The following is a 24,071-nucleotide window of genomic DNA, read 5'->3' as shown; positions in this document are numbered from 1 at the left end:
GCCGCAAAGCGGCCCCTGATAATTCAGCCCAAACACCGGGTCACATGCTTGACCGATTGGTAGGCCGACAACCCCCAAGGCCCCAGTTCACGGCCGATCCCGCTACCCTTGGTACCGCCCCACGAGGTTTCGACGAACACCGCCTGCACCGAGTTGATCCACACATGGCCAACCTCCAGCGCATCGGCCACACGCTCGGCGCGTTGCAAATCGGCAGAACACACGGTCGCCACCAGCCCGAAGCGGCTGTCATTGGCCTCGGCAATCGCCTGCTCTTCACTGGCAAACCGCCGTGCGCACAGCACCGGGCCAAAGATTTCCTCGGTCCACAGGCGGCTGTGTTTCGGCACATCGGTATACAGCGTAGGGCTGACGAACCAGCCGTCGCGGTCCAACGCCTTGCCACCGGCCAGGCACTGCAAGCCTTCTTCCCGCGCCGTGGCAAAGTAGCCGGCCACCTTCAGCCACTGGGCCTGGCTGGTCAGCGGGCCCATGTCGACCTCTTCGGTCAGCGGGTTGCCAACCCGCAGGTTTTCCAGTGCCGCCTGCAAGCGTGGCAGCAGCGCATCGGCAATACCGTCCTGCACCAGCAACCGCGAGGTGGCCGAACACATCTGCCCCGCGTTCCAGCTGATACCGGCGACAATCCACTCGACCGCCTGATCGACATCGCAATCGTCAAACACCACGATGGCCGACTTGCCGCCCAGCTCCAGCGTCACCGGCCGGCACTGTGCCGACGCGCTGCGCATTACCTGGCTGCCGACGCTGTTGCTGCCGGTGAACGACAGTTTGTCCAGGCCGTTGTGGTTGCTCAGTGCGGCGCCGGTCTCGGCTTTGCCGTTGACGATGTTCAGCACCCCGGCCGGCAGGCCCAGGGCGTCGGCGATCTGGCCGTAGGCCTGTTCGATCAGCGGGGTGACTTCCGATGGCTTGAGCACCACGGTGCAGCCGGCAGCCAGCGCCGGGGCTAGCTTCCAGGCGCTGGTCACCAGCGGGAAGTTCCACGGCACGATCAGGCCGACCACACCCACCGGCTCAAGGCGAGTGCGCGCGGTGAAGCCTGGGGCGGTCAGTGGCACGTCGCGATTCTTGGCAGGCAGTTGCTCGGCCAACTCGGCGTAGTAGCCGAAGGTGGCGATGGCGTCGTCCAGATCGATCTCGGCTTCGTGGCGCGGCTTGCCGTTGTTGCGCATTTGCAAGGTGATCAACGCTTCGCGGCGTTGCCCGAGCTGTTCGGCAAAGCCGCGCAGGTAGGCCGCGCGTTCGCTGGCGCTGGTGGTTTTCCAGGCGGGCAGGGCGCTGCGGGCAGCGGTTACGGCCTGGTCGACCTGGGCCACGCTGGCAGCCATGAACTCGGCGAACGGCTGCCCCAGCGCAGGGTCGTTGACGCTGATGCAGTCGCTGCCTTGGCCTTCGACCCAGCGGCCGGCGATGTAGTGGGAATTGGTCATGGTCGGTTTCCAGTCAGGCCATTTCGGCAGTGGTCACAGGCGTGTGCGCGGTGCTTTTGCAACGCACCCAACGCGGGCCCCGGGGGCCATACACGCCAGCAGGTTCAGGGAACAGGTTGAGCAGCAGCAGGTACATCACGCCAGCCAGCCCCAGGGTGACCGGCAGGCTCAGGTCGATGCCGCCACCCAGGTCGCCCAGCGGGCCGACGAATTGCCCGGGCAGGTTGACGAAGCACAGGCCGACCGCCGCGCTGGGGAGCCACGCCCCCATGCCGCGCCAGTTCCAGCCATGCAGGAACCAGTAATGGCCGCCACGCTGGCCGCGGGTGAATACCTGCAGGTCATCGGCGTGGTAGAAGCCGCGGCGAGTGATCAGGCCGAGGATCATGATCACCATCCACGGGCTGGTGCAGGTGATGATGAGTACCGCAAAGGTCGACACGCTCTGCACCAGGTTGAAGGTGAAACGGCCGATGAAGATGAAGCCGATCGCCAGCACGCCGATCAGCAGCGTGGCGCCGGCGCGGCTGAGCAGGCGCGGGAACACGCTGGACATGTCCAGGCCGGTGCCATACAGCGCAGTGGTGCCGGTGGACATGCCGCCGATCACCGCAATCAGGCACACCGGCAGGAAGAACCAGCTTGGCGCCACTGCCAGCAGGCCACCCACATAGTTGTTGGCGGCGATGTAGTCCGGTGCCTGGGTCGCGACCAAGGTGGCGGTGCAAAGGCCGAACAGGAACGGAATCAGCGTTGCGCCCTGGGCGGCAATCACCGCCAGCATGATGCGCGTCTTGGGTATTGCTCGCGGGATATAGCGCGACCAGTCGCCCAGGAAGGCGCCGAACGACACCGGGTTGCTCATGGCCAGGATCGCTGCGCCGACGAACGCCGCCCAGAAGCCCGCCTGGCCGTGGTTGACGCTACCTGCGTAGCTGGCGTCGAACGGCCCGGCAAAGGCAACGATGCCCAGCAGGAACAGCAGGCTTGAAGCCCACACGGCAATCTTGTTGACCCACAGCATGAAGCGAAAGCCGAAGATGCACACCACCAGTACCAGCACCGCGAACAGGCCGTAGGTCAGGCCCAGGGTGAGGTCGGTTTCCGGCAGGCCGGCCAGGCGCTTGGCGCCGCCGACCAGGGCATCGCCCGAGCTCCACACCGACAGCGAGAAGAACGCCACCGCCGTGAGCAGCGACAGGAACGAGCCGACGATACGCCCGTGCACGCCAAAGTGTGCGCCCGACGACACGGCGTTGTTGGTGCCGTTAAGCGCACCAAACAACCCCATTGGCGCAAGAATCAGCGCGCCCACGCCAACGCCGAGCAGAATGGCCCACACACCCGCCTGGAACGACAGCCCGAACAGCACGGGGAAGCTGCCCAGCACGGCGGTGGCGAAGGTATTGGCGCCGCCGAAAATCAGGCGGAACAGGTCCAGCGGGGAGGCGTCGCGTTGATCGTCGGGGATCTGTTCGACACCGTTGGTCTCGATACCGGTCGAGTGGCTCATGGTGATGCTCCAGCGCGGTTGTTGTGGGCCTGCGCGTGCGCGGGCCTTCTTGTGGGTGCGATGGCAGGGCGGCAGGGCCGCGTAAAAAGGTGATCAGGCCGGCGAGACGACCGACAGGTGCTCATGGCAGGCCAGCCACTGGTCACCCTGGTGGCGGAAGACGATGGTCTCGCGTTCGCTCAACTGGTGTTCCTCGCCGGCGATGCGGATATGCGTGGCCACATCGTGCATGAAGATCGCCACGTCACCTTGCAGGCTCACGTGGGCATTGCCCGACTCGCAGGCAAGCACGGCAAAACCTTCGGCCTGCCACTGCGCCCAGAGGTCTTCGTAGGCACGGCGCGACAGCAGCGGTTGCGGCAAGGTGTGGAAGAGGAACGTGGCGTCTTCGCTGAAACAGGCGAAATAGCGGGCGGTGTCGTTGCTGGCGAACGCGGCAACGAGGTTGGCGGCGGCTTGGCGCACCTGAAGGGTCTGGTCCACGGGAGTGGCCTCACGGTTTTTGTGATTATGGTGAAGCGATTCTGGTGATGGTTGGCGAGGGAACAAATCGCTGGAGGCAAATAATCAGTTCAGGAATTTGTGAAGTGATGGCAATGCTTCCTTTACCCTCGCGTAATGTGTCGACTAAGGTGTCTGCAGCTGTGGCATCCAGCATCTGGACGATCCCGTCCATGGCCGGCGTCGTTCACCACCCCTTCAGGTTGCAGGCAATGAGCAATTACCAACCACCGCTGACGGTGACCCCCCGGATTCTGGCTCTGGTTGCCGAAGTCAGCGAGCAAGTGGGGTTATTGACTGCCTATCGCAATGCAGCGCTTAGATGCATGGCCTGATAGACGACGCTGGGCGTTACAGGCGCGGTGGTGTGGGGATTTATCGGGGTTCTCGCCTGTTACATATGGCACCACCGGCCAGCCGGGTGGCGACACTGGTGCACGATTTACTGGATTGGCTCTCGAACAACGATTGGCATCCGCTGATTACCAGCTGTGTATTCCACTACGAATTCGAATTCATCCACCCGTTTGCTGACGGCAACGGGCGCATGGGACGGCTATGGCAAACCCTGCTGCTTAGCCGGTGGCGACCAGCGATGGCATACCTGCCGGTCGAAACTGTTATCCGTGAGCAGCAGGACGCTTACTACGCTGCGCTGGCTGCGGCTGACCAGGCTGCTGAAGCTACCCCGTTTGTCGAGTACATGCTTGAAGCGTTGCTAAGTGCGCTTGTAGAAGCCAAAGAGAGCGACCAAGTAACCGACCAAGTAACCGACCAAGTAGCAAATCTTCTCAAGGTGCTGCCCGCTGGTGTTGCTTTGAAGGCAAGTGATCTCATGCATCAGCTGGGCCTCTCGCACCGTGCCACATTCCGTAAGAGTTATTTGCACCCGGCCTTGGCTGCTGGCTTGATCGAAATGACAGATCCCGATTCACCTCGCAGTCCCAAGCAGCAGTATCGTCGGGTTGCAAGGTAGGCTACGTCCCGCTCCCATTGAGATCTGCCGCAGTTATCCAACGTCATCTCACAGCAGCGAATGTTCAGTCGCATTTCTGCCATCTCCCCGTGCCTGATGCCTAAGGAAGACACAGTACCTTGTGGGAGCTGGCTTACCGGCGATGAGGCCGGTACAGGCAGCAACAAGCGAACCGACTGACGGTCTGTCCCACCCTTGATCCTTGCCTACGCTGATACTCCCAACCCGCTGAAGCAAGGAGTTCACCGTGGCCTTCCAATACAAGCGTCTGGACAAGAACAACGTCGCCGTGCTGCTGGTCGATCACCAGACCGGTCTGCTATCGCTGGTAAGGGACATAGACCCCGACCGCTTCAAGAACAACGTGCTGGCCCTGTCCGACCTGGCCAAGTATTTCAAGCTGCCAACCATCCTCACCACCAGCTTCGAGACCGGCCCCAACGGCCCGCTGGTGCCGGAGCTGAAAGAGCAGTTCCTTGACGCCCCCTACATCGCACGCCCCGGCAACATCAACGCCTGGGACAACGAAGATTTCGTCAAAGCGGTAAAAGCCACTGGCAAGAAGCAGCTGCTGATTGCTGGTGTGGTCACCGAGGTGTGCGTGGCGTTCCCGGCCTTGTCGGCGCTGGAGGAGGGCTTTGAGGTGTTCGTCGTCACTGACGCCTCCGGCACCTTCAACGAACTGACCCGTGATTCGGCCTGGCGGCGCATGGAGGCGGCCGGGGCGCAGTTGATGACCTGGTTTGGCGTGGCATGCGAGCTGCACCGCGACTGGCGCAATGACATCGAAGGGTTGGGGACGCTGTTCTCCAACCATATCCCGGACTATCGCAACCTGATGACCAGTTACAACAAGCTGGCCAAATAGCGCCTCGTGGGGGCTGCAAGGCAGCCCTTCACCAATCTGCAAGCGAAGCGGCAAACCGTCATGGATCGACCATACTGACTCTTCATTCGCCTTCAGGAGAGTGTCATGTCGAAGCCGTCCAGGAAGAAATCCACCCAGGAACAGCCAGAAAAACTGGGCGGCAAGGCGTACGAGAAAGCGCTCAAGCACCTGCATGTGGAGCTGGTGAAGTTGCAGGAGTGGGTGGTGGCCAAGGGGCTGAAGGTATGCATCGTCTTCGAAGGCCGCGATGGCGCCGGCAAGGGCGGCACTATCAAGGCCATTACCGAGCGCGTCAGCCCGCGAGTGTTTCGCGTGGTGGCGCTGCCGGCACCGACCGAGCGGGAAAAAACCCAGATGTACCTGCAGCGCTACCTGGGGCATTTGCCCGCAGCGGGCGAGGTGGTGATCTTCGATCGCAGCTGGTACAACCGTGCGGGCGTCGAGCGGGTAATGGGCTTTTGCTCCGACGAACTCGTCGACAAGTTCCTCACCGGTGTGCCCGTGTTCGAAAAGGTCATGGTCGAGTCGGGGATCATCCTCATCAAGTACTGGCTCGAGGTCAGCGCCGAGGAGCAGACCCTGCGCCTGCAGGATCGCATCAACGATGGCCGCAAGCTGTGGAAGCTTTCGCCCATGGACCTCAAGTCGTATACCCGCTGGGATGACTACACCCAGGCGCGTGACGACATGTTCACCGCGTCGGATACCGCCTGGGCGCCGTGGTTCATGGCCCACTCCAACGATAAACGCCGCGCCCGCCTGAACATCATCAGCCATCTGCTCAGCCGGATTCCGTACAAGGACATCACCCGTGACCAGGTGGTGAAGCTGCCCAAACGCGGCAAGATCGGCAAGTACAAGGCTGTGGCCTACCCGTTCAAGGTCGTCGAAGAACGCTTCTGAACCCCTCCCTGCGGGGAGCTGCGAGGGTAAGAGCTCATGCCACATGACGGCAGCCTGTTGCAGGCGACGGTGGTGTTCCTGCTGGCCGTGGTGCTTCTGGTGCCACTGGCGCAGCGTTTGCGGATGGGCGCTGTGCCTGGGTATCTGCTGGCCGGCATGCTCATCGGCCCCTCGGTGCTCGGCCTGCTGAACAACCCCGATAACGTGGCGCGTCTGTCAGAGATGGGCGTGGTGATGCTGCTGTTCGTCATTGGCCTGGAGCTATCGCCCCGGCGCTTGTGGACCATGCGCCGGGCGCTGTTCGGTGTGGGTACGCTGCAAGTGGGGCTGAGCGCCGTGGTGCTTGGGCTACTGGCCTATTGGCTGTTCGACCAGTCGCGTCCGGCCGCCATCGTGCTGGGCGTGGGCCTGGCGCTGTCTTCCACCGCGTTTGGCCTGCAGGTACTGGCCGAGCGCAAGGACCTGGGCAGACCGCACGGCCGCCTGGCTGTGGCCATCCTGTTGTTCCAGGACATCGCAGCCATTCCTTTGATTGCCGTGGTGCCGCTGCTCGGTGGCAATGTCAGCACCGCCGACGAAGGGGCCTGGCCGTTGCTGGCTGTGGCTGTGGGCATTGGGGTTCTGATTATCTTTGGTCGCTATCTGTTGACCCCGGTTTTCAAGTGGACGGTGGGTTCGGGCTTGCCCGAGCTGTCGACCGCCACGGCCTTGCTGGTGGTGCTGGGCACTGCTTGGTTGATGGAGCACGTGGGCGTATCGATGGCGCTAGGGGCATTTCTGGCCGGCGTGCTGATGGCCGAGTCGCCGTTTCGCCACGAACTGGAAACCCAGATCGAACCCATCAAAGGCTTGCTGCTGGGGCTGTTCTTCGTGGGCGTGGGGATGAGCGCCGACCTGCACCTGCTGTTGGGCATGCCGCTGGCGGTGTTGGGGCTGACGCTGCTGCTGGTGGGTATCAAGCTGCCGTTGCTGTATGGCCTGGGGCGCATGGCCGGAGGCCTCAACCCGTCCCAGGCGCTGTGCCTGGGCGTGGTGCTGGCCTCTGGGGGCGAGTTTGCCTTCGTGGTGTTCAAGCTGGCGCGGGACCATCAGGTGTTGTCACCACAAGTGCATGACTTGCTGGTACTGGCCATCACCCTGTCGATGGCCGTGGTGCCGTTGGTGATGATGGCCCTGGCGCGACGGCTGCAAGACGTACCACCTGCGCAGGCAGCCCCGGAAACGGAGCACTGAATCGAGAGACACGGCGAACAGAACGTTCGGAGGTGCAGCATGCAACCGGGTATCAAGCTTGACAGTGCGCTGTCGCGGGGCCTGCTCGATGTGTTGATCAAGGCGGGTCTGGTGGCCGGCCTGGTGATATTCGCCTTCCAGGTGTTCCAGCCGTTCCTCGAGCTGATGCTGTGGGCGGTGATCCTGGCGGTTACCTTGTACCCGTTGCATTGCCGCCTTCAGCGCCGTACCGGGCTCAAGCATGGCTATGCCGCGACGCTGGTGGTGTTATTGGTATTGGTGGTGCTGCTGGTGCCGATCTATCTGGTGGTAATGTCCATCGGCGAGTCGGTGGACAGCCTGGTGACGTTGCTCAAGAGCGGGGCCTGGAGCGTGCCGACGCCACCTGAGTCTGTGGCCGCCTGGCCACTGATCGGGCCGAAGGTGTATGCGCTATGGTTGGCGGCCTCCGAAAACATGGCCAGCGTACTGAATCAGTGGATGCCGCAAATCAAGGGTGCCGGGCTTACGGTATTAGGCGCTGCGGCCAGCGCCGGTGCGGCCTTTTTTCTGTTCATCGGTGCCATCATCATTTCCGGAGTCATCATGGCCTTCGGTGACCGCGGCGAAGTCGCCGCGCAGCGTATTGCCATGCGGGTATCGGGCGAAGAGCGCGGCAAACCCTTGGCCAAGTTGTGTACCGCCACCATTCGCGCGGTGGCGCAGGGCGTGATCGGCATCGCCTTCATCCAGATGCTGCTGATCGGCGTTGGCTTTGTGGTCAAAGGGGTGCCCGGGGCCGGCATGCTGGCCATCGTCATCCTCATGCTGGGGATTGCCCAGGCGCCCGCTACCCTGGTCACGGTGCCGGTGATCATCTACGTGTTCAACGTCGAAGGCTTCACGGTGGCGACCATCATCTTCGCCATCTACACCTTTGTCGCCGGGCTGGCCGACAACGTGCTCAAGCCGCTGCTGCTGGGGCGCGGTGTGGACGTACCGATGCCGGTGGTGCTGATCGGGGCACTGGGCGGCATGGTGGTCAAAGGCATCATCGGCTTGTTCATCGGCCCGGTGATCCTTGGCGTAACCTACGTGTTGTTCTGGCAATGGGTTGCGCTGCAGGTGCCGGAGCAACCGGCACCACCTGCTGCCTGAGCCATGCCCAACCGCCGCTGTGGCCTGGGCCTGCTGATGGTGCTGGCCGGCTGCACCCAGGTCGGCCCGGATTTCGAAAAGCCCCAGGTGCCGTGGCTGGACGGCTGGAGCACGCCATTGCTGGAGCAGGCAGGGCGTAGCGCCGCAACACCCGACCTGCGCCAGTGGTGGGCGGTGTTTGCCGACCCGATGCTGGACGCGCTGATTGCCGAGGCTGACGCCAATAACACCAACCTGCGTGTGGCTGGCCTGCGCATTGCTGAAGCCCGCGCCCAGTTGGCCATCGTGCAGACCGGGCGTTATCCACAGCTGCAGCAGCTGGGTGCGCAGAGCCTGTACCTGAAGCAAAACCAGTCCGGCACGGCCACTGCGCGCGATTCGGTGTTCTGGCAATCCAGCGTCGGCTTCGACATCGGCTGGGAAATCGACTTCTGGGGCCGCTTCAGTCGCGCCATCGAAAGCGCCGATGCCGTTTACTTCGCCTCACAGGCCAACTATGCCGACGCCATGCTGCTGTTGCGTGCACAAGTGGCCGACACCTACTTTGCCCTGCGAACCGCCGAGGCGCGGCTGGCGATCGCGCAAGAGAACGGCAAGCGCCAGGCGCGTAGCCTGGAGATTACCGAACGGCTGTTCCGCCATGGCGAGAATGACGAACTCGACTGGCAGCAAGCGCGCACTCAATACCTGGCGACCCTGGCCACCATCCCCGAATTCGAGAACCAGCTCAACGCGCTGCGCAACGTGCTGTGTTCATTGCTGGGCCGCCCACCCGGGCCGCTGGCGCAGCTGGAGGCCGGCCATGGCCAGCTGCCTTTACCAGACCGCGCAGTGCTGCAGGGCGTACCTGCCAGCCTGTTGCAGCGCCGCCCGGACATCCGCGCGGCCGAGCAGGCGGTGGCGGCGCAGTCGGCGTTGGTCGGTGTGGCCGAGGCTGATCTTTATCCACAGCTGAGCTTGCTGGGCAGCATCGGCTGGACCTTTTTATCGGCCAGCCACCTGCCCAATACCTTCGACATCGCCGCCGGGCCCAGCCTGATCTGGAACCCGTTCGACTACGGCCGGCGCAAGAACGCGGTGCGGGTAGAGGATGCCCGCTTGCAGCAACTGATCGAGCTGTACCACCAGGGCGTGCGCGAAGCCGCCCGCGAGGCCGACGATGCTGCCAGTGGGCTGGTGCGCTCGCTGCAGAGTGCAGCCATTCGCGACCAGGCCTCCCAGGCTGCGCAACGCTCGCTGAACCTGGCCAGCTCGCAGTACCGCGAAGGCTTCGCCGACTTCCAACGCGTGCTCGACGCCCAGCAACTGCTATTGCAGCAACAGGACGGCTACCTGGTCAGCCGCGGTAATGCCGTCAGCAGCCTGGTGACCTTGTACAAGGCCTTGGGCGGTGGCTGGGACACCAGCCGCGCACCGATCGACCCAGCCACGCGTCAGCAGATGCAACAACGTACCGACTGGGGCGACCTGCTCCACCCGCCAGCCCCCACCGCACATGCAAAAGGTGAAAGCCAATGAGCGACGCCACACCCCCGCCAGCCCCTGATCGCGGCATGCGCTGGGTACTGCTGCTGATCGCCGTGAGCCTGCTCTGGTACCTGCTGGCCGACCGCTTCACGCCTTACACCCAGCAGGCGCGCCTGCAGGCCTACGTGGTGCCGGTGGCCGCCGAGGTGGCAGGGCAGATCAAGCGGGTGGCAGTAGGCAATAACCAGGACGTGCGCCAGGGCGATGTGCTGTTCGAACTCGACCAGGAGCAGTACCGCATTGCCTTGGCCCGCGCCGAAGCAGACCTCGATACGGTGCGCCGGCAGATCGGCGCCAGTACCGCCGGCATCGATTCGGCCCAGGCGGCGCTGGTGGCAGCCCAGGCCAACGAGCGCAAGGCGCGGCAGGATGCCGAGCGGCTCAAGCGCCTGATCGATGAGGACCCAGGCACGGTATCGGTGCGCCGGCTGGAAGGCGCCCAGGCTACCCGCGACCAAGCCATCAGCCAGGTGGCGGCGGCCCGTGCCGAAGTGGAGCGCGCCCGTGAGCAGCAGGGCGGGGCGCAAGATGATAACGCCCAGTTGCGCAGTGCCGCAGCCAACGTGGAAAAGGCTCGCCTGGACCTTGCCCGTACTGTGGTGCGCGCCGACGCCAACGGGCTGATCACCGATTTGCGTACCGACGTTGGCCACTATGTCGGGGCTGGCAGCCCGATGATGACGCTGATCACAATCCATGACGTGTGGATAAGTGCCGACATGACCGAGAACAACCTAGGCCGCCTGCGCCCCGACACCCCGGTGCTGGTAGTGCTTGATGCATTGCCCGGTACCGTGTTGAAGGGGCGTATTCGCAGCATCGGCTACGGCGTGAGCGTGGGCCAGAGCACTCCGCCGGGCACATTGCCCACAGTGCAGAACAGCCGCGAGTGGCTGCGTTCGGCCCAGCGCTTTCCGGTGATTGTCGAGCTGGAGCGTGATCAGTTGCCGGACAAGCGCGGGCTGCGGGTAGGCGGGCAGGCAGAGGTCATGGCGCTGCCCAGCGAAGGTAACCCGCTGAACCTTCTGGGCCGGCTGTTCATGTGGCTGATGAGCTGGTTGTCCTATGCCTATTGAATTGCGCCGCCTGCGCGCCCTGCGCCTGGCCTGGGGTGTGGCGCTGTGCCTGGCGGTAAGTTTTGGCATTGGCTTGCCGGTGCCGATCCTGGCACCGGTGTTCGCCGTGCTGTTGCTGGCCATGCGCAGCCAGCCACTGCCCCTGCGAGCGGCGCCGGCCCTGGCGGTGCTGGTACTGCTCGCCTGTGGCAGCGGGCTGTTGCTGATTCCGCTGTTGCGCCACGCACCGCTGAGCGGGGTGTTGCTGGTGGGCGTAGGCGTTTTTCTCACCTTGCGCTACGCCCTTGAGGGCGGCAACGGCCTGCTGGCCAACTTGCTGGTGGTCGGCCTGACCATGATCGCCGCCGCCGGCACCAGCGACTTCACCTTGGCGCTGTCGGTGGTCGAAGCGCTGGCCAAAGGCATGCTGCTGGCAGTGCTGGGCACGGCGCTGGCGCATGTGCTGTTTCCCGAACCTGCGGGAGCACCGGCGCAACCGGTACCACCGCTGCCGGGCAGCGAGCATGTCAGCTGGGTGGCATTGCGCGCCACGCTGATCGTGATGCCTGCGTTTCTGCTGGCGCTGATTGCCCCGGACCAGTACATGCCGCTGATCATGAAGGCGGTAAGCCTGGGGCAGCAGGCCGAGGAAACCCGCGCACGGCATGCCAGCCGAGAACTGATTGGTTCGACCTTGCTTGCCGGCCTGTTGGCGATACTGATGTGGGGCGCGTTGGGCCTGTTCGTGCACTTGTGGATGTTCTTCCTCTGGGTGCTGCTGTTCGTCCTGTGGCTGGCGCGGCGGCTGTATCAGGCCGTGCCCAACCGGCAGAGCCCGGCGTACTGGGTCAGTTGCCTGACGACCCTGCTGATCTTGCTGGGGCAGTCGGTGCAGGACAGTGCGGGTGGGCAGGATGTGTACAAGGCCTTTGCGGTGCGCATGGCCTTGTTTCTGGCGGTCTCGGTGTATGCCAGTGCCATGTTGATCTGGATTGACCGGCTTCGTGCTCGGCGTGCGCTGCTTCGCGGGTGAGTCCGCGAAGCAGCCAGCACAGAGAACCTAGGGCTGCCAATCAACCCCACTTTCTTCCAGATAGGCATCCACAGCGGCACCCACCGTGGGGTGAAAGGCCTTTTCCCCCATATGCTGAAACAACCCGAACCGCCGCATCTTGTCCTTCACCGGGTCTTTCATCTCGGCAAACTGCAATTCCACCCCTCGTGCCTCCAGTGCCCGGTCCAGCTCGGCCAGCATGTCTGCCGAGGTGATGTCGATACTGGTCACCGGTTCCGCAGCTATTAGCAGCCGCTGCACCGGCGTCGGCGACTCGTCTACAGCCGCCATCACTGTGCTCTGGAACTGCTCGGCATTGGCAAAGAACAGCGGCGCGTCCCAACGCAGCAACACCAGCCCCGGAATGCGTCGTGCCTGTGGATAACGCTGCACATCGTGGTACCCCCGGGTGCCATCCACCCGGCCCAGCACTGCATGATGTGGCCGCCAGCCGTCCCACAGAAACTCGATCACCGCTATTGCCACCGCAATGCAGATACCGGGAATGGCGCCAAACACCGCCACGCCGACGAAGCAGGTGAACGACAGCCAGAACTCCCACTGCTGCATGCGAAATATACGTTTGAGGTCGGCGAACTCGAACAGCCCCACTGCTGCGGCAATCACCACAGCCGCCAGGGCGCTGTTGGGCAGGTGCTGCATCAGGTTGGGCGCCACCAGCAGCAACAGGGTGACCGCCAGTGCACCGATAATGCCGGTGAGCTGGGTTTGCGAACCGGCAGCTTCGGCCACCGGTGTGCGCGACGCGCTGCTGCTGATGGGGATGCCCTGAAACAGCCCCGAGGCGAGGTTGGCTACGCCCAGGCCAAACATTTCCTGGTTCGGGTTGACCGGCATTTTCAGCCGTGCGGCATAGGAACGTGACAGCACACTGGTATCGGCGAACGACACCAGCGCCACCGCGATGCCGCCAAGCAGCACCTCCACCAGGTCGATATCGGTGACCCAGGGCAAGGCAAAGCTGGGCAGCCCTTGCGGCAACTTGCCGAGCACTTCCACGCCTTGCTGGTCTAGCCCCAGCAGGCTCACCGCCAGCGTGGCCAGTACCACGGCAATGAGGATGCCTGGCAGGCGATTGAATGGCTTGAGCAGCAGGATCAGCGCCAAACTGGCGCCACCGACCATGAAGCTTGGCCAATGCCCCTGGCCGGCGAGCAAGGCCTGAATCAGGTTCCAGATATCCCGCAGTGGGCCTTGGCTGTCCACGGACAAACCGAACAGTTTGGGCAGCTGGCTGATCAACACCGTCAGGGCGATGCCGTTCATGTAGCCATAGCGGATCGGCTTGGACAGCAGCTCGGTGATGAAGCCCAGGCGCAGCAGCCCGGCAATCACACAGAACGCCCCGGCGACCAGCGCCATCATGCTGGCGATGGCGATTGCCCGCTGCGGGTCGCTGGCAGCGTACTGCACCACCACCGCCAGGATCGGCGCGGCCAGTGCCGAGTCCGGGCCCAGCACAAGGATGCGGCTAGGGCCGAACAAGGCGTAGGCCAGCAACGGGATGATGGTGGCGTACAGGCCGTAGATACCGGGTACGCCGGACGCTTCGGCGTAGGCGATGCCGACCGGCACCAGCATGGTGGTGAGCACTAGGCCGGCGGCGATGTCCTTGGGTAGCCAGGCTGCCTTGTAGTGGAGCAGGGTGACCAGGCCGGGGAGCCAGCGTTGCCAGTCGAAGCGGGAAGGTGGTGGCATGGTCGAGGCTCCTGGGAGGAGGGCTTCATAGCAGCTTCCTGCAATCCCTCAGGCGTAAGAGAATTCCGAACTTAAAACCAAATGCTTCAGTTCAACATAGCTTGGGAATTATCCTACGCACGCCGCTGCCGTTTCTCTGTTGAAGATGTAGAGCATCAGGGCTAATTTCCCCGGGTCGTCGAGGTTTGACGACTGGGTGTGAGAGCCCGGCAGTGCATCGTGCCAGTGTCATGGCAGCCGTTCGTGGGCAGGCTTAAGCCTGGCCGGAATTCCGATGTTCGCCGGTCTCTCACCCCGCGCTCGGCTGCCACCCTGATTCTGTGAGAGGAAGTGGGTGATAGCTCCGCACATTGAACTCGGAGAAAACATGATCAAGAAGCTTGTTCCCGATCCACACGATAAAGTTAATTCCCCACCGTTCTACACCATCAACAAAGACGTGCCCTCACCCGAGGCTTTAATCTATGTCATTCAGTTACTACGCGGAATTGAAGACACACTCGACGAATATATCTGCGGCAATGCTGGCGAGCCAGGCATCGGCATGCTGGTCAACAGTGTGCACAATGTGCAGATGGGGAGGGCGTTGGCTGAGCTGATATTGGGAAGAGAAGAAGGGGCGCCAGTGATGTGTAACAATTAATCATGAGCTCGGTATCAGTTCAGAAGTGAAGCTATATTATTTGTTAATCGGGGTTAAGGTAAATCGTTATATGCCCCTGGGATGGTCAGGGGCATACTCTAGGCCAAGCTGGAAATGTTCAACAAGCCAGACTTCAATTCGCCCATGTTGAGGTGTTTTGTGGGTAGTAGATGTAGGTGGAATAAGTTTTCCATGTGTTTGGAGCATTGATGAAGGATTTCTTCATTATCAAAAAACAGTACTATCGGGCGTGACTTATAGCGGTCAGCTGAAACTAAATAGATAAATGCTTCTGCAAAATTTAATTCTATCTCAGATGCTTGATCTTTTGAGTTGACACCTATTCTGCCAAAAAAATCAAAGTACTCAATATCTAACCTGTCGAATAGTTCGAAGCTAAGCTTTCGTGAACCATGAAAAACATCTAGCCTGGGTGCTATTCTTAAATCTAGTATGCAGCCTGGGTTGTATTTTTTTGAAAAATCCACAAACGAGTTTTTCTTGCTTGTTTCAAGCTCCCGCATAAGTATTACTGTAATTCCCTCATGTGCGGCGAATTTAGCTTTTAGCTTCAAAGGTTCGTGGTTTGAACAAGCTTTCCTTGTCTTGAACTCATATAATTTAGTGGAGGTTTCGTATGTTTTATGCATTTCATCCTCCTAGCATGTTGGCGACTAAAGTTTTTTCAATGGATTGATAGTTTTCACTTAGCAGTCCAGAGGACCATTCAGGCTCGCCGAAGTTCATTTGCCCTTGACCATCCTTCAGCTTTCGGTCTTTCAAGAATGCTTGGCGGTATAAGCGTGGAGCTACGCCAGTGAAGGGGCGGAATAAAACTTTAGGAGTGTTCTCTGGGTCGCCGGATTTTATAATCAAGCTGTTGTGCACGATTTGTGAGTCGCTTGGAGATACCCATTTTGCCTTGGTGCGTTCAATAGCATCACCATGTAGTGTGAATGCAAGGCTCTTAGGGTACGGCTCAATAAATTGAACTTCATCTACTCCCGCGGTTACGATATGACGTGCACAATAGTGACACGGGAATGTGGTAACAAAGAGGCGACTACCGACTGGGGATATTCCCTGTCTAGCAGCTGTAAGTAGAGCATCCATCTCCGCATGCACCGCACGACTGAATTCAAGTAGCCGACCGATACCTGTATCTTTAAGGGCGCTTTTTAGTCTACTGAACTCGATGCCTTCTAGCTGAGGGAGCGCAGATTTAAGTTCGTTGATTATCTTGTCTTGATATTTGTTGCTGCTACAATATTCCGTGGAGTGAGCACAGCGATGATCATTTTGAGGATCATTGTTGAAGCCGCCACCATAAACACCACCGCCTGCGGCAGGGACTTCATTTTTGCCGGTCGCTAGCAGATTTCCATTTTTATCCAATAGGGCTGCACCAACTTGTCGGGACAAGCAAGCGCTAGTCATTTGCGCCCCGTACGCATGGAACATGCCTGTTTCACTTGCGTTTGGACGCATGACCTTTTTAAATGTCAAAATATCAATAAGTCGACCAAGTTGGTCGTTAACATCCCAGGCAGGATTTTCCTTTAAGTTTTCTGTGTCTAGGAATCGATCTTGTGTATTATCTACAAAGTAATCTGATAGGTGAAAGGTGTCGCTTACTTTTTGGCCGCTACTAAGCCCAGAGTCTTGATCTCGTTTTATAAAAAGATCAATTTTCTCCCCGGACGAAGCACGGCACTTGCTGTTTCTTAATCTGTTGAGGCTTTTTTCGGTTTCACAGACGACGCCAATTAGGCAGAATGCTTCTTGATATACGCTTCGGAGAAGAGAAACTTCAGCAGGATTCTTTAATGAATCTAAAATATAGACACGAAATGGCTGCTCTTTGTGGGTTTGCTCATCTCCTGAGTTTTTTTCTCTTTGTTTTATGATTTCTGCAATGAGACTTACGGCGACGCCAGCTGTATCTTTGGCCCGTATTGTGTCGCCCGCATTCTGTAGAGATTCTGCACGTGACAGTTTAGACGAGTCATCAATAGGGAAGTTTGTCACTTCTGCCCAGCTCTTTATCGCTTGGCTTGCTTTTAGAATTACTACTTCTGAATTCGGGATCGCGTTGTTTAGTCTTTCTTTTAAAGCAGTTGCAACCCAGCTTGTGCCAGACCCAACAGGTCCAACTACCGCAAAAATCAACTCTCTGGACACTAGATCATTTAAGAGAGTATTCGATTTTTTGCTACCATCATTTGAGGCGTTTGCGTATTGGGGTTGAACAACTGCCATATTCCAAATCCGTATGAAAGACTGTTATTAAGATAATAAAAAGGGATGGAGTAACTATTACTCCATCCCTGAATGGTAAGGCAAGAGCGTAGCTCAGGATACCGATTATGTGTAATCAGACGTTGAAGCGGAAGTGCATCACGTCGCCGTCCTTGACGATGTAGTCCTTGCCTTCCAGGCGCCATTTACCGGCTTCCTTGGCACCGCTTTCACCCTTGAACTGGATGAAGTCGTCATAGGCCACCACTTCAGCGCGGATGAAGCCTTTTTCGAAGTCGGTGTGGATAACCCCGGCCGCTTGCGGTGCGGTGGCACCGATGCGAACGGTCCAGGCACGCACTTCCTGCACGCCGGCAGTGAAGTAGGTCTGCAGGTTCAGCAGCTCGTAACCGGCGCGGATCACGCGGTTCAGGCCAGGCTCTTCCAGGCCCAGGGCCTCGAGGAACATGTCCTTCTCTTCACCGTCGTCCAGCTCGGCGATTTCTGCTTCGATCTTGTTGCACACCGGTACAACCACAGCGCCTTCTTCCTCGGCAATGGCCTTGACCACGTCCAGGTGCGGGTTGTTGTCGAAGCCGTCTTCGGCGACGTTGGCGATGTACATCACCGGCTTGCTGGTCAGCAGGTGGAAGCCACGGATGACGGCTTTTTCGTCGTCAGCCATGTTCTTCATCAGGCTGCGCGCAGGCTTGCCTTCGGTGAAGTGCGGGATCAGCTTTTCCAGAATGGCTTTCTGCGCCAAGGCTTCCTTGTCGCCGCCTTTGGCGTTGCGGGTAACCTTCTGCAGTTGCTTCTCGCAGCTATCGAGGTCGGCGAAGATCAGTTCGAGGTCGATGATCTCGATGTCACGCTTGGGGTCGACGCTGTTGGAAACGTGAATCACGTTCTCGTCTTCGAAGCAGCGCACCACGTGGGCAATGGCGTCGGTCTCGCGGATGTTGGCCAGGAACTTGTTACCCAGGCCTTCGCCTTTCGAGGCCCCGGCAACCAGGCCGGCGATGTCGACGAATTCCATGGTGGTCGGCAGGATGCGGTTTGGCTTGACGATCTCAGCCAGCGCAGCCAGACGAGCGTCAGGCATCGGCACGATGCCGCTGTTTGGCTCGATGGTGCAGAAAGGGAAGTTCTCCGCCGCGATGCCAGACTTGGTCAGGGCGTTGAACAGGGTGGACTTGCCGACGTTGGGCAGGCCGACGATGCCGCAATTGAAACCCATGGGTATTCCCCTCTCTAAAGGAATTCAGGCCTTCTGGCTGTGCAGTTCGCGCATCGCCTTGGCAAAGTCGCCGGCAAGCACGTCCGGCAGCACGCCGAGGGCAAAATCGATGCTGGCGTCGAGCTTCTCCTGCTCGGCGCGCGGCGCGCGGCCCAGGACGAAGTTGGAGACCAGTTTGGCGTCGCCCGGGTGGCCAATGCCAAGCCGCAGGCGGTGGAAGTCGTTCTGGTTGCCGAGCTGCGCGATGATGTCGCGCAGGCCGTTGTGCCCACCATGGCCGCCGCCGCGCTTGAGCTTGGCAACGCCCGGAGGCAGGTCGAGTTCGTCGTGTGCCACCAGGATTGCTTCCGGCTTGATGCGGAAGAAATTGGCCAAGGCCGCTACGGACTGGCCGCTGCGGTTCATGTAGGTGGTGGGGATCAACAAACGAACGTCGTTGCCCTGATGGCTGAATTTAGCCGTCAGGCCGAAATACTTTTTGTCAGCGGTAAGCGAAATACGCTGGGCGCTGGCAATGCGTTCAACGAAAAGAGCCCCTGCGTTATGCCGGGTCTGTTCGTATTCGGGGCCGGGGTTACCCAGGCCGACGATCAACTGGATGGCGGTCACGTCAGGGGCTCTTCCTTGGAGTTGGTGGGTTACAGTGCGCGCGGCACTGTAACCCGATCAACGCCGGCGTGCGAGTGGATTACTCGGCAGCGCCTTCTGCTTCTGGAGCAACGCGTGGAGCGTGAACGTTGGCAACAGCTTTGTCATCACCGTGGGCCAGAGCTACGAACTCTACGCCTTTCGGAGCTTTCAGGTCCGACAGGTGGATGATGGTGCCGACTTCGGCGTTGGCCAGGTCAACTTCGATGAACTCAGGCAGGTCTTTGGCTTCGCAGGAAACTTCGATCTCGGCAACAACGTGGGAGATCTCGCCGCCTTTCTTGACCGGTGCTTCTTCGTTGATGAAGTGCACTGGAACAACAGCGGTCAGTTTCTGGCCAGCAACAACGCGAACGAAGTCGGCGTGCATGATGAACTGCTTGGCTGGGTGGCGCTGCATGGCCTTGATGATGACGTTCTGCTTGACGCCGTCAACATTCAGCTCGATAACGTGGCTGAAAGCAGCTTCGTTTTCGAACAGCTTGGTGATTTCCTTGGCCACGATGGTCAGGGATTGAGCTTCTTTATCACCACCGTAGACAACGGCCGGGATGCTCAGCGCATGACGCAGGCGGCGGCTCGCACCTTTCCCCAGGTCAGTACGCGCTTGGGCGTTCAGAATAAAATCAGTCATTTTGTTTCTCCAAAATAGCCCCCCGAAGGCGTTTGCGACCAGCGCCAACGGGGATGGCAAAAAAGCCCCGCCCCAACACATGTTGGGGCGGGGCGCTTCACATCAACACGCGTTCCGCTTAGCGGAACATCGCGCTGATCGATTCTTCATTGCTGATGCGGCGGACCGCTTCAGCCACAACCGGTGCGATATCCAGCTGGCGGATACGGTCACAGGCTTGAGCAGCGGCGGACAGTGGAACGGTGTTGGTCACCACCAGCTCGTCCAGTACCGACTTCTCGATGTTCTCGATCGCGCGGCCCGACAGGACAGGGTGCGTGCAGTAGGCGTAAACCTTGGCAGCGCCGTGCTCTTTCAGGGCTTTGGCCGCGTGGCACAGGGTGCCGGCGGTGTCGACCATGTCGTCTACCAGGATGCAGGTGCGCCCTTCGACGTCGCCGATGATGTGCATAACCTCGGAGTGGTTAGCCTTCTCGCGGCGTTTGTCGATGATACCCAGGTCGACGCCCAGGGACTTGGCAACGGCACGTGCGCGCACGACACCACCAATGTCCGGGGAGACGATCATCAGGTTCTCGAAACGCTGGTCTTCGATGTCATCGACAAGTACGGGCGAGCCGTAGATGTTGTCGACGGGGATATCGAAGAAGCCTTGGATCTGGTCAGCGTGCAGGTCGACGGTGAGTACACGGTCGATACCTACGACAGTGAGCATGTCAGCGACAACTTTGGCGCTGATGGCTACACGTGCCGAACGCGGACGGCGGTCCTGGCGGGCATATCCGAAGTAAGGAATCACGGCGGTGATTCGGGATGCTGAGGAGCGGCGGAAGGCGTCGGCCATCACTACCAGTTCCATCAGGTTATCGTTGGTCGGGGCACAAGTCGGCTGAATAATGAAAACGTCTTTACCGCGAACATTTTCATTGATCTCAGTGCTGATCTCGCCGTCGGAGAATTTACCGACAGAGACGTCACCGAGAGGGATATGCAGCTGACGTACGACACGCCGAGCCAGATCGGGGTTAGCGTTCCCCGTAAAGACCATCATCTTGGACACGCGCAGTACCTGAAGGCTGAGGGTATACCTGGATGAGTATAAGGAAAATGGCAGGGGCGGCTGGATTCGAACCAACGCATGGCAGGATCAAAACCTGCTGCCTTACCGCTTGGCGACGCCCCTGTATCTGTTGCTGCGAACGCTTATGCGCTCGACTTCTTGACCAGACTTTGTAGCTTGCGATGCAACATCGAAATATTGCTTCCTTTCGCCACAAACCCTGTTTGGGTCGCTGAAAGAAGGGCCAGAACTTTATCAGCTTCGGCTTTGTTTGGGAAGGCCCCAAACACACAACTTCCAGTGCCGGTTAGTCGAGCCTCAGTGAATTTACCCAGTGAATTCAACGCATTGCGAACTTCTGGATAACTCTGCTCTACCACCGGTTGGCAGTCATTTCGACTGTTTCCCTCGGGAACGGGGCGCATATTAAGGGGGAGGGAATCACGTGTCAACTGCGGATGTGAAAAAATTTCTACTGTACTGACAGACACTTGCGGCACCAGCACGACATACCAAGGCTCGTGCGGGTCGACCGGGGTCAGTTGCTCGCCCACGCCCTGGGCGAACGCCGCATGGCCGCGCACGAATACCGGTACATCGGCGCCCAGGCTCAGGCCCAGTGCGGCCAGGCGGTCTTCGTCCCAGTCCAGTTGCCACAGGTGGGCCAGGGCCAGCAGGGTGGTAGCGGCATCCGAGCTGCCGCCGCCGATGCCGCCACCCATGGGCAGCACCTTGGTCAGCCAGATGTCGGCGCCCAGCGGGCTGCCGGACTGTTCCTGCAACTTGCGTGCGGCGCGCACGATCAGGTTGCTGTCGTGCGGTACGGCCTCGATCTCGGTGTGCAGGCGGATCACGCCATCGTCCCGAACGGCGAAACTCAGTTCGTCGCCATGGTCGAGAAACTGGAACACGGTTTCCAGCTCGTGATAACCATCCGCGCGACGGCCGATGATATGCAGCCACAGGTTGAGCTTGGCCGGGGCGGGCAGGGTGATTTTCTGCATGTGATCAGTGCCCCAGCTGGCGTGGCTGCCAGTCCTTGACCACCAGGGTCACGTCCAGGTCCTTGCCGTGCAGTTTCAGGCGCTCGGGCAACCAGTAGCCATTCTGCTCGGTGTAGCTCAGGTACTGTACCTGCCAGCCATCCTGCTCGAGGCTGGCCAGGCGGCTGTCGCCGTCCAGGGTCAGCTTGCTCTTGCTGTCGGGAGCGGGCAGGCCGCGGACCCACCAGACCAGGTGCGACACGGGCAACTGCCAGCCAAGCTGCTCTTCCAGCAGGGCTTCCGGGCTGGAGGCCTCGAAGCGGCCTTGGTTGGCCACTTCCAGCACCACGCCGCCGGGGCGGCCGGTCAGGCGTGCGGCACCACGGCCGAGCGGGCCAGCCAGGCGAATGTCGTAATAGTCCTGGCGCTGCAGCCAGAACAGCGTGCCGCTGCCGGAGTCGCGCGGGGCGCGGATCCCGACCTTGCCGTTGATCTGCCAGCCATCAAGGCTGCTCAGCTGCTCTTTATGGGCTCGCCACTGTTGTGGGTCGCCGTGACCTTGCAGGGCCTCGCGGCTACCAAAGCCGGCACAGCCGGCCAGCAGGGCGATCAGGGTGAAGGTGATGCAATGGCGCAAAAACATGGCGTTAAAGGGTCTCGGATCCGGTCAGGCGCAGGAGGGTCTTGCGCAGGATGGGGCTGTCGGCCTGGGCTTCGAAGCCCTTGGCCCATACCTGGCGGGCTTCGCGGCGCTTGCCGTTGGCCCACAGCACTTCGCCCAGGTGGGCGGCCACTTCGTGGTCGGGGAAGTTGGCAAAGGCTTGGCGCAGGTAGGTTTCAGCCTCGTCGAGGTTGCCCAGGCGGTAGTTGACCCAGCCCAGGCTGTCGAGCACCGCCGGGTCGTCCGGGGTCAACTGGTGGGCCTTGTCGATCAGCGCCTTGGCTTCGGCGTAGCGCGTGGTGCGGTCGGCCAGTGTGTAGCCCAGGGCGTTCAACGCCATGGCGTTTTCCGGTTCACGGGCGATGATGGCGCGCAGGTCTTTTTCCAGCTGCACCATGTCGTCGCGTTTTTCGGCCAGCATGGCGCGGGTGTACAGCAGGTTGAGGTCGTCGGGGTAGCGCTGGATGGCTTGTTGCAATACCTGGCTGGCCTGGGCGTCCTTGTTGTTGTTGCTGTAGCTTTCCGATTCGATCAGGAACAGCTGGATGGCATAGTCCGGCTGGGCTTCGCGGGCCTCGGCGAGCAGGCGCGAGGCCTCGGTGCCGCGGCCGTTGGCAATCAGGATGTCGGCCTGGCGCAGCTGCGCCGGCAGGTAGTCGGGGCCAGGGCCGACCAGGGCATATTCGCGCAGGGCGCCAGCGGGGTCGTGGCGTTCCTCGCGGATGCGGCCCAGGTTCAGGTGCGCGGCGTCGACGTTGCTGTCACGCTCGACCAGTTCCTGCAGGTAGCCTTCGGCTTCATCCCAGTCTTTGTTCTCCAGGCACACCAGGGCCAGGGAATAGCGCAGTTCGTCATCGTCCGGGTATTGCTGGACCAGGCTGAGGAACTCGCCCTTGGCATCAGCGATGCGGTCCTGCTCGACCAGGGTGCGGGCGTAGGTCAGGCGCAGGCGCTTGTCATCCGGGTTGTCGCGAATTGCACCGCGCAGCAGGGGCAGTGCCTCGGAGCCGCGGTCCAGGGCTTGCAACAGGCGGGCGCGCAGCAGGATCGGGGCAATTTCGCCGTTGTGCGCGGGGTGCGATTCGAGCAGCTCCAGCGCCTCTTCGGCCTTGCCGTCCTGGTTCAGCAGCAGGGCCTTGCCGAACACCAGCTGGCCGTTGTCCGGGTATTTCACCAGCAGGCGCTCGAAGCTTTGCAGCAGGCCGTCGCGGGTGCTCTGGTCGGTTTCGGCGGCGGACAGGGCGAGGAAGTCGAAGTGGGTGTCGCCCTGGCCCTGCAGTACCTTTTCCATGTAGGCCATGGAGTCGTCATAGCGGCCGGCGCGGGCCAGCTGGATGGCGGCGGCGCGCTGGGCGTCGAGGTTCTGCGGGTCGTTGCGGGCCCAGACCAGTGCGTTATCCAGTGACGGCTCGTCGGCGCCGAGGTATTCGGCGATGCGGTAGGCGCGCTCGGAAACCGCGGGGTCCTGGGTTTTTGCTGCCTGGTCGGTGTAGTTGGCCAGGGCAATGTCGAAGCGGTTGCGCTGGCCGGCCAGCTCCGCGACCAGCAGGCTATACAGCGTGTCCTGCTTGAACGAGCCATACACCACGGGCTTTTCCGCCTCGCCCTTGCCGGTTTCGGCGACGGGAGGCTCGGCCTTTTGCGGGGCCAGGCTCTGGCAGCCCTGGAGCAGGGCGAAGGCAAGCAGCAATGCGTATGGTTTGTTCATAGAAAGGCTTATAGGAGGACTCACCGGCGGTCGGAGCATGATGACACAAGCGCGGGGGCAAAACCCACCTGCGAAGGTATGAAGCATATGCTTAGCACATGCAGACCGCGCAGCGCGCGCAGGGTTCGCCCCAGGCTTGCCACAATGCCCAGGGCTCCGGCTCCGGCTCCGGCTCTTGCTCTTGCTTCTAAGCGCGCGATAGCTCAGGCGACGCAGATTGCGACTTCAGGAGGCCGAGCGCAGGGCTTGCGAAGGGAGGTGACGGGCATGGATGCCCGTCAAGCGCTGGGCCCCAGGA

24 protein-coding genes and 1 tRNA gene are annotated in these 24,071 nt (G+C 60.8%); 10 read left to right on the top strand and 15 right to left on the bottom strand.

What is annotated here, in order from left to right; translation table 11 throughout:
* Nucleotides 1-23 precede the first annotated feature (23 nt).
* The 4 genes from WF331_RS05290 to WF331_RS05275 form a co-directional block, all read right to left on the bottom strand.
* Nucleotides 24-1,454 carry an aldehyde dehydrogenase family protein gene (locus tag WF331_RS05290; protein WP_340622706.1) on the bottom strand — a complete coding sequence of 477 codons (1,431 nt, stop codon included), beginning with the start codon at nt 1,452-1,454 and terminating at the stop codon, nt 24-26.
* A gap of 13 nt (nt 1,455-1,467) precedes the next feature.
* Nucleotides 1,468-2,967: a purine-cytosine permease family protein gene (locus WF331_RS05285; protein ID WP_284363242.1), complete on the bottom strand. Its 1,500-nt coding sequence runs from the start codon at nt 2,965-2,967 to the stop codon at nt 1,468-1,470.
* 93 nt (nt 2,968-3,060) lie between these two features.
* Nucleotides 3,061-3,450: a YybH family protein gene (locus tag WF331_RS05280; protein WP_016501521.1), complete on the bottom strand. Its 390-nt coding sequence runs from the start codon at nt 3,448-3,450 to the stop codon at nt 3,061-3,063.
* A 25-nt stretch (nt 3,451-3,475) separates the two neighbouring features.
* Nucleotides 3,476-3,643 carry a hypothetical protein gene (locus WF331_RS05275; RefSeq protein ID WP_284363243.1) on the bottom strand — a complete coding sequence of 56 codons (168 nt, stop codon included), beginning with the start codon at nt 3,641-3,643 and terminating at the stop codon, nt 3,476-3,478.
* A gap of 37 nt (nt 3,644-3,680) precedes the next feature.
* Between WF331_RS05275 and WF331_RS29245 the strand changes: the two genes are divergently transcribed.
* From WF331_RS29245 to WF331_RS05235, 9 genes are all read left to right on the top strand, one after another.
* Entirely contained in the window at nt 3,681-3,803 is a 123-nt protein-coding gene (locus tag WF331_RS29245; RefSeq protein ID WP_431357558.1) for a hypothetical protein, read from the top strand.
* Nucleotides 3,791-4,444, top strand: coding sequence for a Fic family protein (locus tag WF331_RS05270; RefSeq protein WP_445324372.1), 654 nt, complete (start codon nt 3,791-3,793; stop codon nt 4,442-4,444). Before WF331_RS29245 ends, WF331_RS05270 begins: the two co-directional genes overlap by 13 nt.
* A 247-nt stretch (nt 4,445-4,691) precedes the next feature.
* Complete coding sequence (gene ycaC, locus WF331_RS05265) at nt 4,692-5,312, top strand: isochorismate family cysteine hydrolase YcaC (RefSeq protein ID WP_340622705.1); 621 nt, start codon at nt 4,692-4,694, stop codon at nt 5,310-5,312.
* A 105-nt stretch (nt 5,313-5,417) separates the two neighbouring features.
* A complete protein-coding gene (gene ppk2, locus WF331_RS05260) occupies nt 5,418-6,236 on the top strand; it encodes a polyphosphate kinase 2 (protein ID WP_284363246.1) in 819 nt (272 codons plus the stop codon).
* 36 nt (nt 6,237-6,272) lie between these two features.
* Nucleotides 6,273-7,469: a monovalent cation:proton antiporter-2 (CPA2) family protein gene (locus WF331_RS05255; RefSeq protein ID WP_340622704.1), complete on the top strand. Its 1,197-nt coding sequence runs from the start codon at nt 6,273-6,275 to the stop codon at nt 7,467-7,469.
* Nucleotides 7,470-7,508: 39 nt separating this feature from the next.
* Entirely contained in the window at nt 7,509-8,606 is a 1,098-nt protein-coding gene (locus tag WF331_RS05250; protein WP_016501517.1) for an AI-2E family transporter, read from the top strand.
* A 3-nt stretch (nt 8,607-8,609) separates the two neighbouring features.
* Nucleotides 8,610-10,124: an efflux transporter outer membrane subunit gene (locus WF331_RS05245; RefSeq protein WP_284363263.1), complete on the top strand. Its 1,515-nt coding sequence runs from the start codon at nt 8,610-8,612 to the stop codon at nt 10,122-10,124.
* The gene (locus WF331_RS05240; protein ID WP_059396036.1) at nt 10,121-11,209 is read left to right on the top strand and encodes an HlyD family secretion protein; all 1,089 of its coding nucleotides are present in this window, start codon (nt 10,121-10,123) and stop codon (nt 11,207-11,209) included. Before WF331_RS05245 ends, WF331_RS05240 begins: the two co-directional genes overlap by 4 nt.
* Complete coding sequence (locus WF331_RS05235) at nt 11,199-12,221, top strand: DUF2955 domain-containing protein (RefSeq protein ID WP_016501514.1); 1,023 nt, start codon at nt 11,199-11,201, stop codon at nt 12,219-12,221. Before WF331_RS05240 ends, WF331_RS05235 begins: the two co-directional genes overlap by 11 nt.
* A gap of 27 nt (nt 12,222-12,248) precedes the next feature.
* Here the strand turns inward: WF331_RS05235 and WF331_RS05230 are convergent, their stop codons facing one another.
* Nucleotides 12,249-13,961, bottom strand: a complete 1,713-nt coding sequence (locus WF331_RS05230; RefSeq protein ID WP_340622703.1) for a SulP family inorganic anion transporter — start codon at nt 13,959-13,961, stop codon at nt 12,249-12,251.
* A 367-nt stretch (nt 13,962-14,328) separates the two neighbouring features.
* On the opposite strand from WF331_RS05230, the gene WF331_RS05225 reads away from it, so the two are divergent.
* Nucleotides 14,329-14,604: a hypothetical protein gene (locus WF331_RS05225; protein ID WP_340622702.1), complete on the top strand. Its 276-nt coding sequence runs from the start codon at nt 14,329-14,331 to the stop codon at nt 14,602-14,604.
* A gap of 98 nt (nt 14,605-14,702) precedes the next feature.
* Here WF331_RS05225 and WF331_RS05220 read toward each other — a convergent pair whose 3' ends face one another.
* From WF331_RS05220 to WF331_RS05175, 10 genes are all read right to left on the bottom strand, one after another.
* On the bottom strand, nt 14,703-15,254 hold the full coding sequence (locus WF331_RS05220) for a hypothetical protein (RefSeq protein WP_340622701.1): 552 nt from the start codon (nt 15,252-15,254) through the stop codon (nt 14,703-14,705).
* A 1-nt stretch (nt 15,255) separates the two neighbouring features.
* Entirely contained in the window at nt 15,256-16,863 is a 1,608-nt protein-coding gene (locus tag WF331_RS05215) for an anti-phage dCTP deaminase (protein WP_340622700.1), read from the bottom strand.
* Nucleotides 16,864-16,978: 115 nt separating this feature from the next.
* On the bottom strand, nt 16,979-18,079 hold the full coding sequence (ychF, locus tag WF331_RS05210; RefSeq protein ID WP_043204081.1) for a redox-regulated ATPase YchF: 1,101 nt from the start codon (nt 18,077-18,079) through the stop codon (nt 16,979-16,981).
* A 24-nt stretch (nt 18,080-18,103) separates the two neighbouring features.
* Nucleotides 18,104-18,688, bottom strand: coding sequence for an aminoacyl-tRNA hydrolase (gene pth / locus WF331_RS05205; RefSeq protein WP_016501511.1), 585 nt, complete (start codon nt 18,686-18,688; stop codon nt 18,104-18,106).
* Nucleotides 18,689-18,767: 79 nt separating this feature from the next.
* Nucleotides 18,768-19,361, bottom strand: a complete 594-nt coding sequence (locus WF331_RS05200; RefSeq protein ID WP_041167868.1) for a 50S ribosomal protein L25/general stress protein Ctc — start codon at nt 19,359-19,361, stop codon at nt 18,768-18,770.
* Nucleotides 19,362-19,479: 118 nt separating this feature from the next.
* Nucleotides 19,480-20,421, bottom strand: coding sequence for a ribose-phosphate pyrophosphokinase (locus tag WF331_RS05195; RefSeq protein WP_003247410.1), 942 nt, complete (start codon nt 20,419-20,421; stop codon nt 19,480-19,482).
* 48 nt (nt 20,422-20,469) lie between these two features.
* A tRNA-Gln gene (locus WF331_RS05190) sits at nt 20,470-20,544 on the bottom strand.
* Between the two features lie 20 nt (nt 20,545-20,564).
* Nucleotides 20,565-21,425: a 4-(cytidine 5'-diphospho)-2-C-methyl-D-erythritol kinase gene (gene ispE, locus WF331_RS05185; RefSeq protein ID WP_016501509.1), complete on the bottom strand. Its 861-nt coding sequence runs from the start codon at nt 21,423-21,425 to the stop codon at nt 20,565-20,567.
* A 4-nt stretch (nt 21,426-21,429) separates the two neighbouring features.
* Nucleotides 21,430-22,047 (bottom strand): lipoprotein insertase outer membrane protein LolB, encoded by a 618-nt coding sequence (gene lolB / locus WF331_RS05180; protein ID WP_016501508.1) that lies wholly within the window; start codon nt 22,045-22,047, stop codon nt 21,430-21,432.
* Nucleotides 22,048-22,051: 4 nt separating this feature from the next.
* On the bottom strand, nt 22,052-23,773 hold the full coding sequence (locus WF331_RS05175) for a tetratricopeptide repeat protein (protein ID WP_063423721.1): 1,722 nt from the start codon (nt 23,771-23,773) through the stop codon (nt 22,052-22,054).
* Between the last annotated feature and the right edge of the window lie 298 nt (nt 23,774-24,071).

It is taken from the genome of Pseudomonas sp. YNh (assembly GCF_037993085.1).
GTDB classification, from domain to species: Bacteria; Pseudomonadota; Gammaproteobacteria; order Pseudomonadales; family Pseudomonadaceae; genus Aquipseudomonas; species Aquipseudomonas putida.
The sequence above is the reverse complement of the archived record's forward strand: the minus strand, read 5'-3'. Positions and strand labels throughout refer to the sequence as shown.

Excerpts from the sequence above, each read along its gene's own strand:
- WF331_RS05245 (WP_284363263.1), top strand. The coding sequence starts at position 8,610 with ATGCCCAACCGCCGCTGTGGCCTGGGCCTGCTGATGGTGCTGGCCGGC.
- WF331_RS05215 (WP_340622700.1), bottom strand. The coding sequence starts at position 16,863 with ATGGCAGTTGTTCAACCCCAATACGCAAACGCCTCAAATGATGGTAGC.
- WF331_RS05285 (WP_284363242.1), bottom strand. The coding sequence starts at position 2,967 with ATGAGCCACTCGACCGGTATCGAGACCAACGGTGTCGAACAGATCCCC.
- WF331_RS29245 (WP_431357558.1), top strand. The coding sequence starts at position 3,681 with ATGAGCAATTACCAACCACCGCTGACGGTGACCCCCCGGATTCTGGCT.
- ispE (WP_016501509.1), bottom strand. The coding sequence starts at position 21,425 with ATGCAGAAAATCACCCTGCCCGCCCCGGCCAAGCTCAACCTGTGGCTG.
- ppk2 (WP_284363246.1), top strand. The coding sequence starts at position 5,418 with ATGTCGAAGCCGTCCAGGAAGAAATCCACCCAGGAACAGCCAGAAAAA.
- WF331_RS05220 (WP_340622701.1), bottom strand. The coding sequence starts at position 15,254 with ATGCATAAAACATACGAAACCTCCACTAAATTATATGAGTTCAAGACA.
- WF331_RS05175 (WP_063423721.1), bottom strand. The coding sequence starts at position 23,773 with ATGAACAAACCATACGCATTGCTGCTTGCCTTCGCCCTGCTCCAGGGC.
- WF331_RS05290 (WP_340622706.1), bottom strand. The coding sequence starts at position 1,454 with ATGACCAATTCCCACTACATCGCCGGCCGCTGGGTCGAAGGCCAAGGC.
- WF331_RS05270 (WP_445324372.1), top strand. The coding sequence starts at position 3,791 with ATGCATGGCCTGATAGACGACGCTGGGCGTTACAGGCGCGGTGGTGTG.
- WF331_RS05225 (WP_340622702.1), top strand. The coding sequence starts at position 14,329 with ATGATCAAGAAGCTTGTTCCCGATCCACACGATAAAGTTAATTCCCCA.
- WF331_RS05250 (WP_016501517.1), top strand. The coding sequence starts at position 7,509 with ATGCAACCGGGTATCAAGCTTGACAGTGCGCTGTCGCGGGGCCTGCTC.
- WF331_RS05230 (WP_340622703.1), bottom strand. The coding sequence starts at position 13,961 with ATGCCACCACCTTCCCGCTTCGACTGGCAACGCTGGCTCCCCGGCCTG.
- WF331_RS05275 (WP_284363243.1), bottom strand. The coding sequence starts at position 3,643 with ATGGACGGGATCGTCCAGATGCTGGATGCCACAGCTGCAGACACCTTA.
- lolB (WP_016501508.1), bottom strand. The coding sequence starts at position 22,047 with ATGTTTTTGCGCCATTGCATCACCTTCACCCTGATCGCCCTGCTGGCC.
- ychF (WP_043204081.1), bottom strand. The coding sequence starts at position 18,079 with ATGGGTTTCAATTGCGGCATCGTCGGCCTGCCCAACGTCGGCAAGTCC.
- WF331_RS05255 (WP_340622704.1), top strand. The coding sequence starts at position 6,273 with ATGCCACATGACGGCAGCCTGTTGCAGGCGACGGTGGTGTTCCTGCTG.
- WF331_RS05240 (WP_059396036.1), top strand. The coding sequence starts at position 10,121 with ATGAGCGACGCCACACCCCCGCCAGCCCCTGATCGCGGCATGCGCTGG.
- WF331_RS05235 (WP_016501514.1), top strand. The coding sequence starts at position 11,199 with ATGCCTATTGAATTGCGCCGCCTGCGCGCCCTGCGCCTGGCCTGGGGT.
- WF331_RS05200 (WP_041167868.1), bottom strand. The coding sequence starts at position 19,361 with ATGACTGATTTTATTCTGAACGCCCAAGCGCGTACTGACCTGGGGAAA.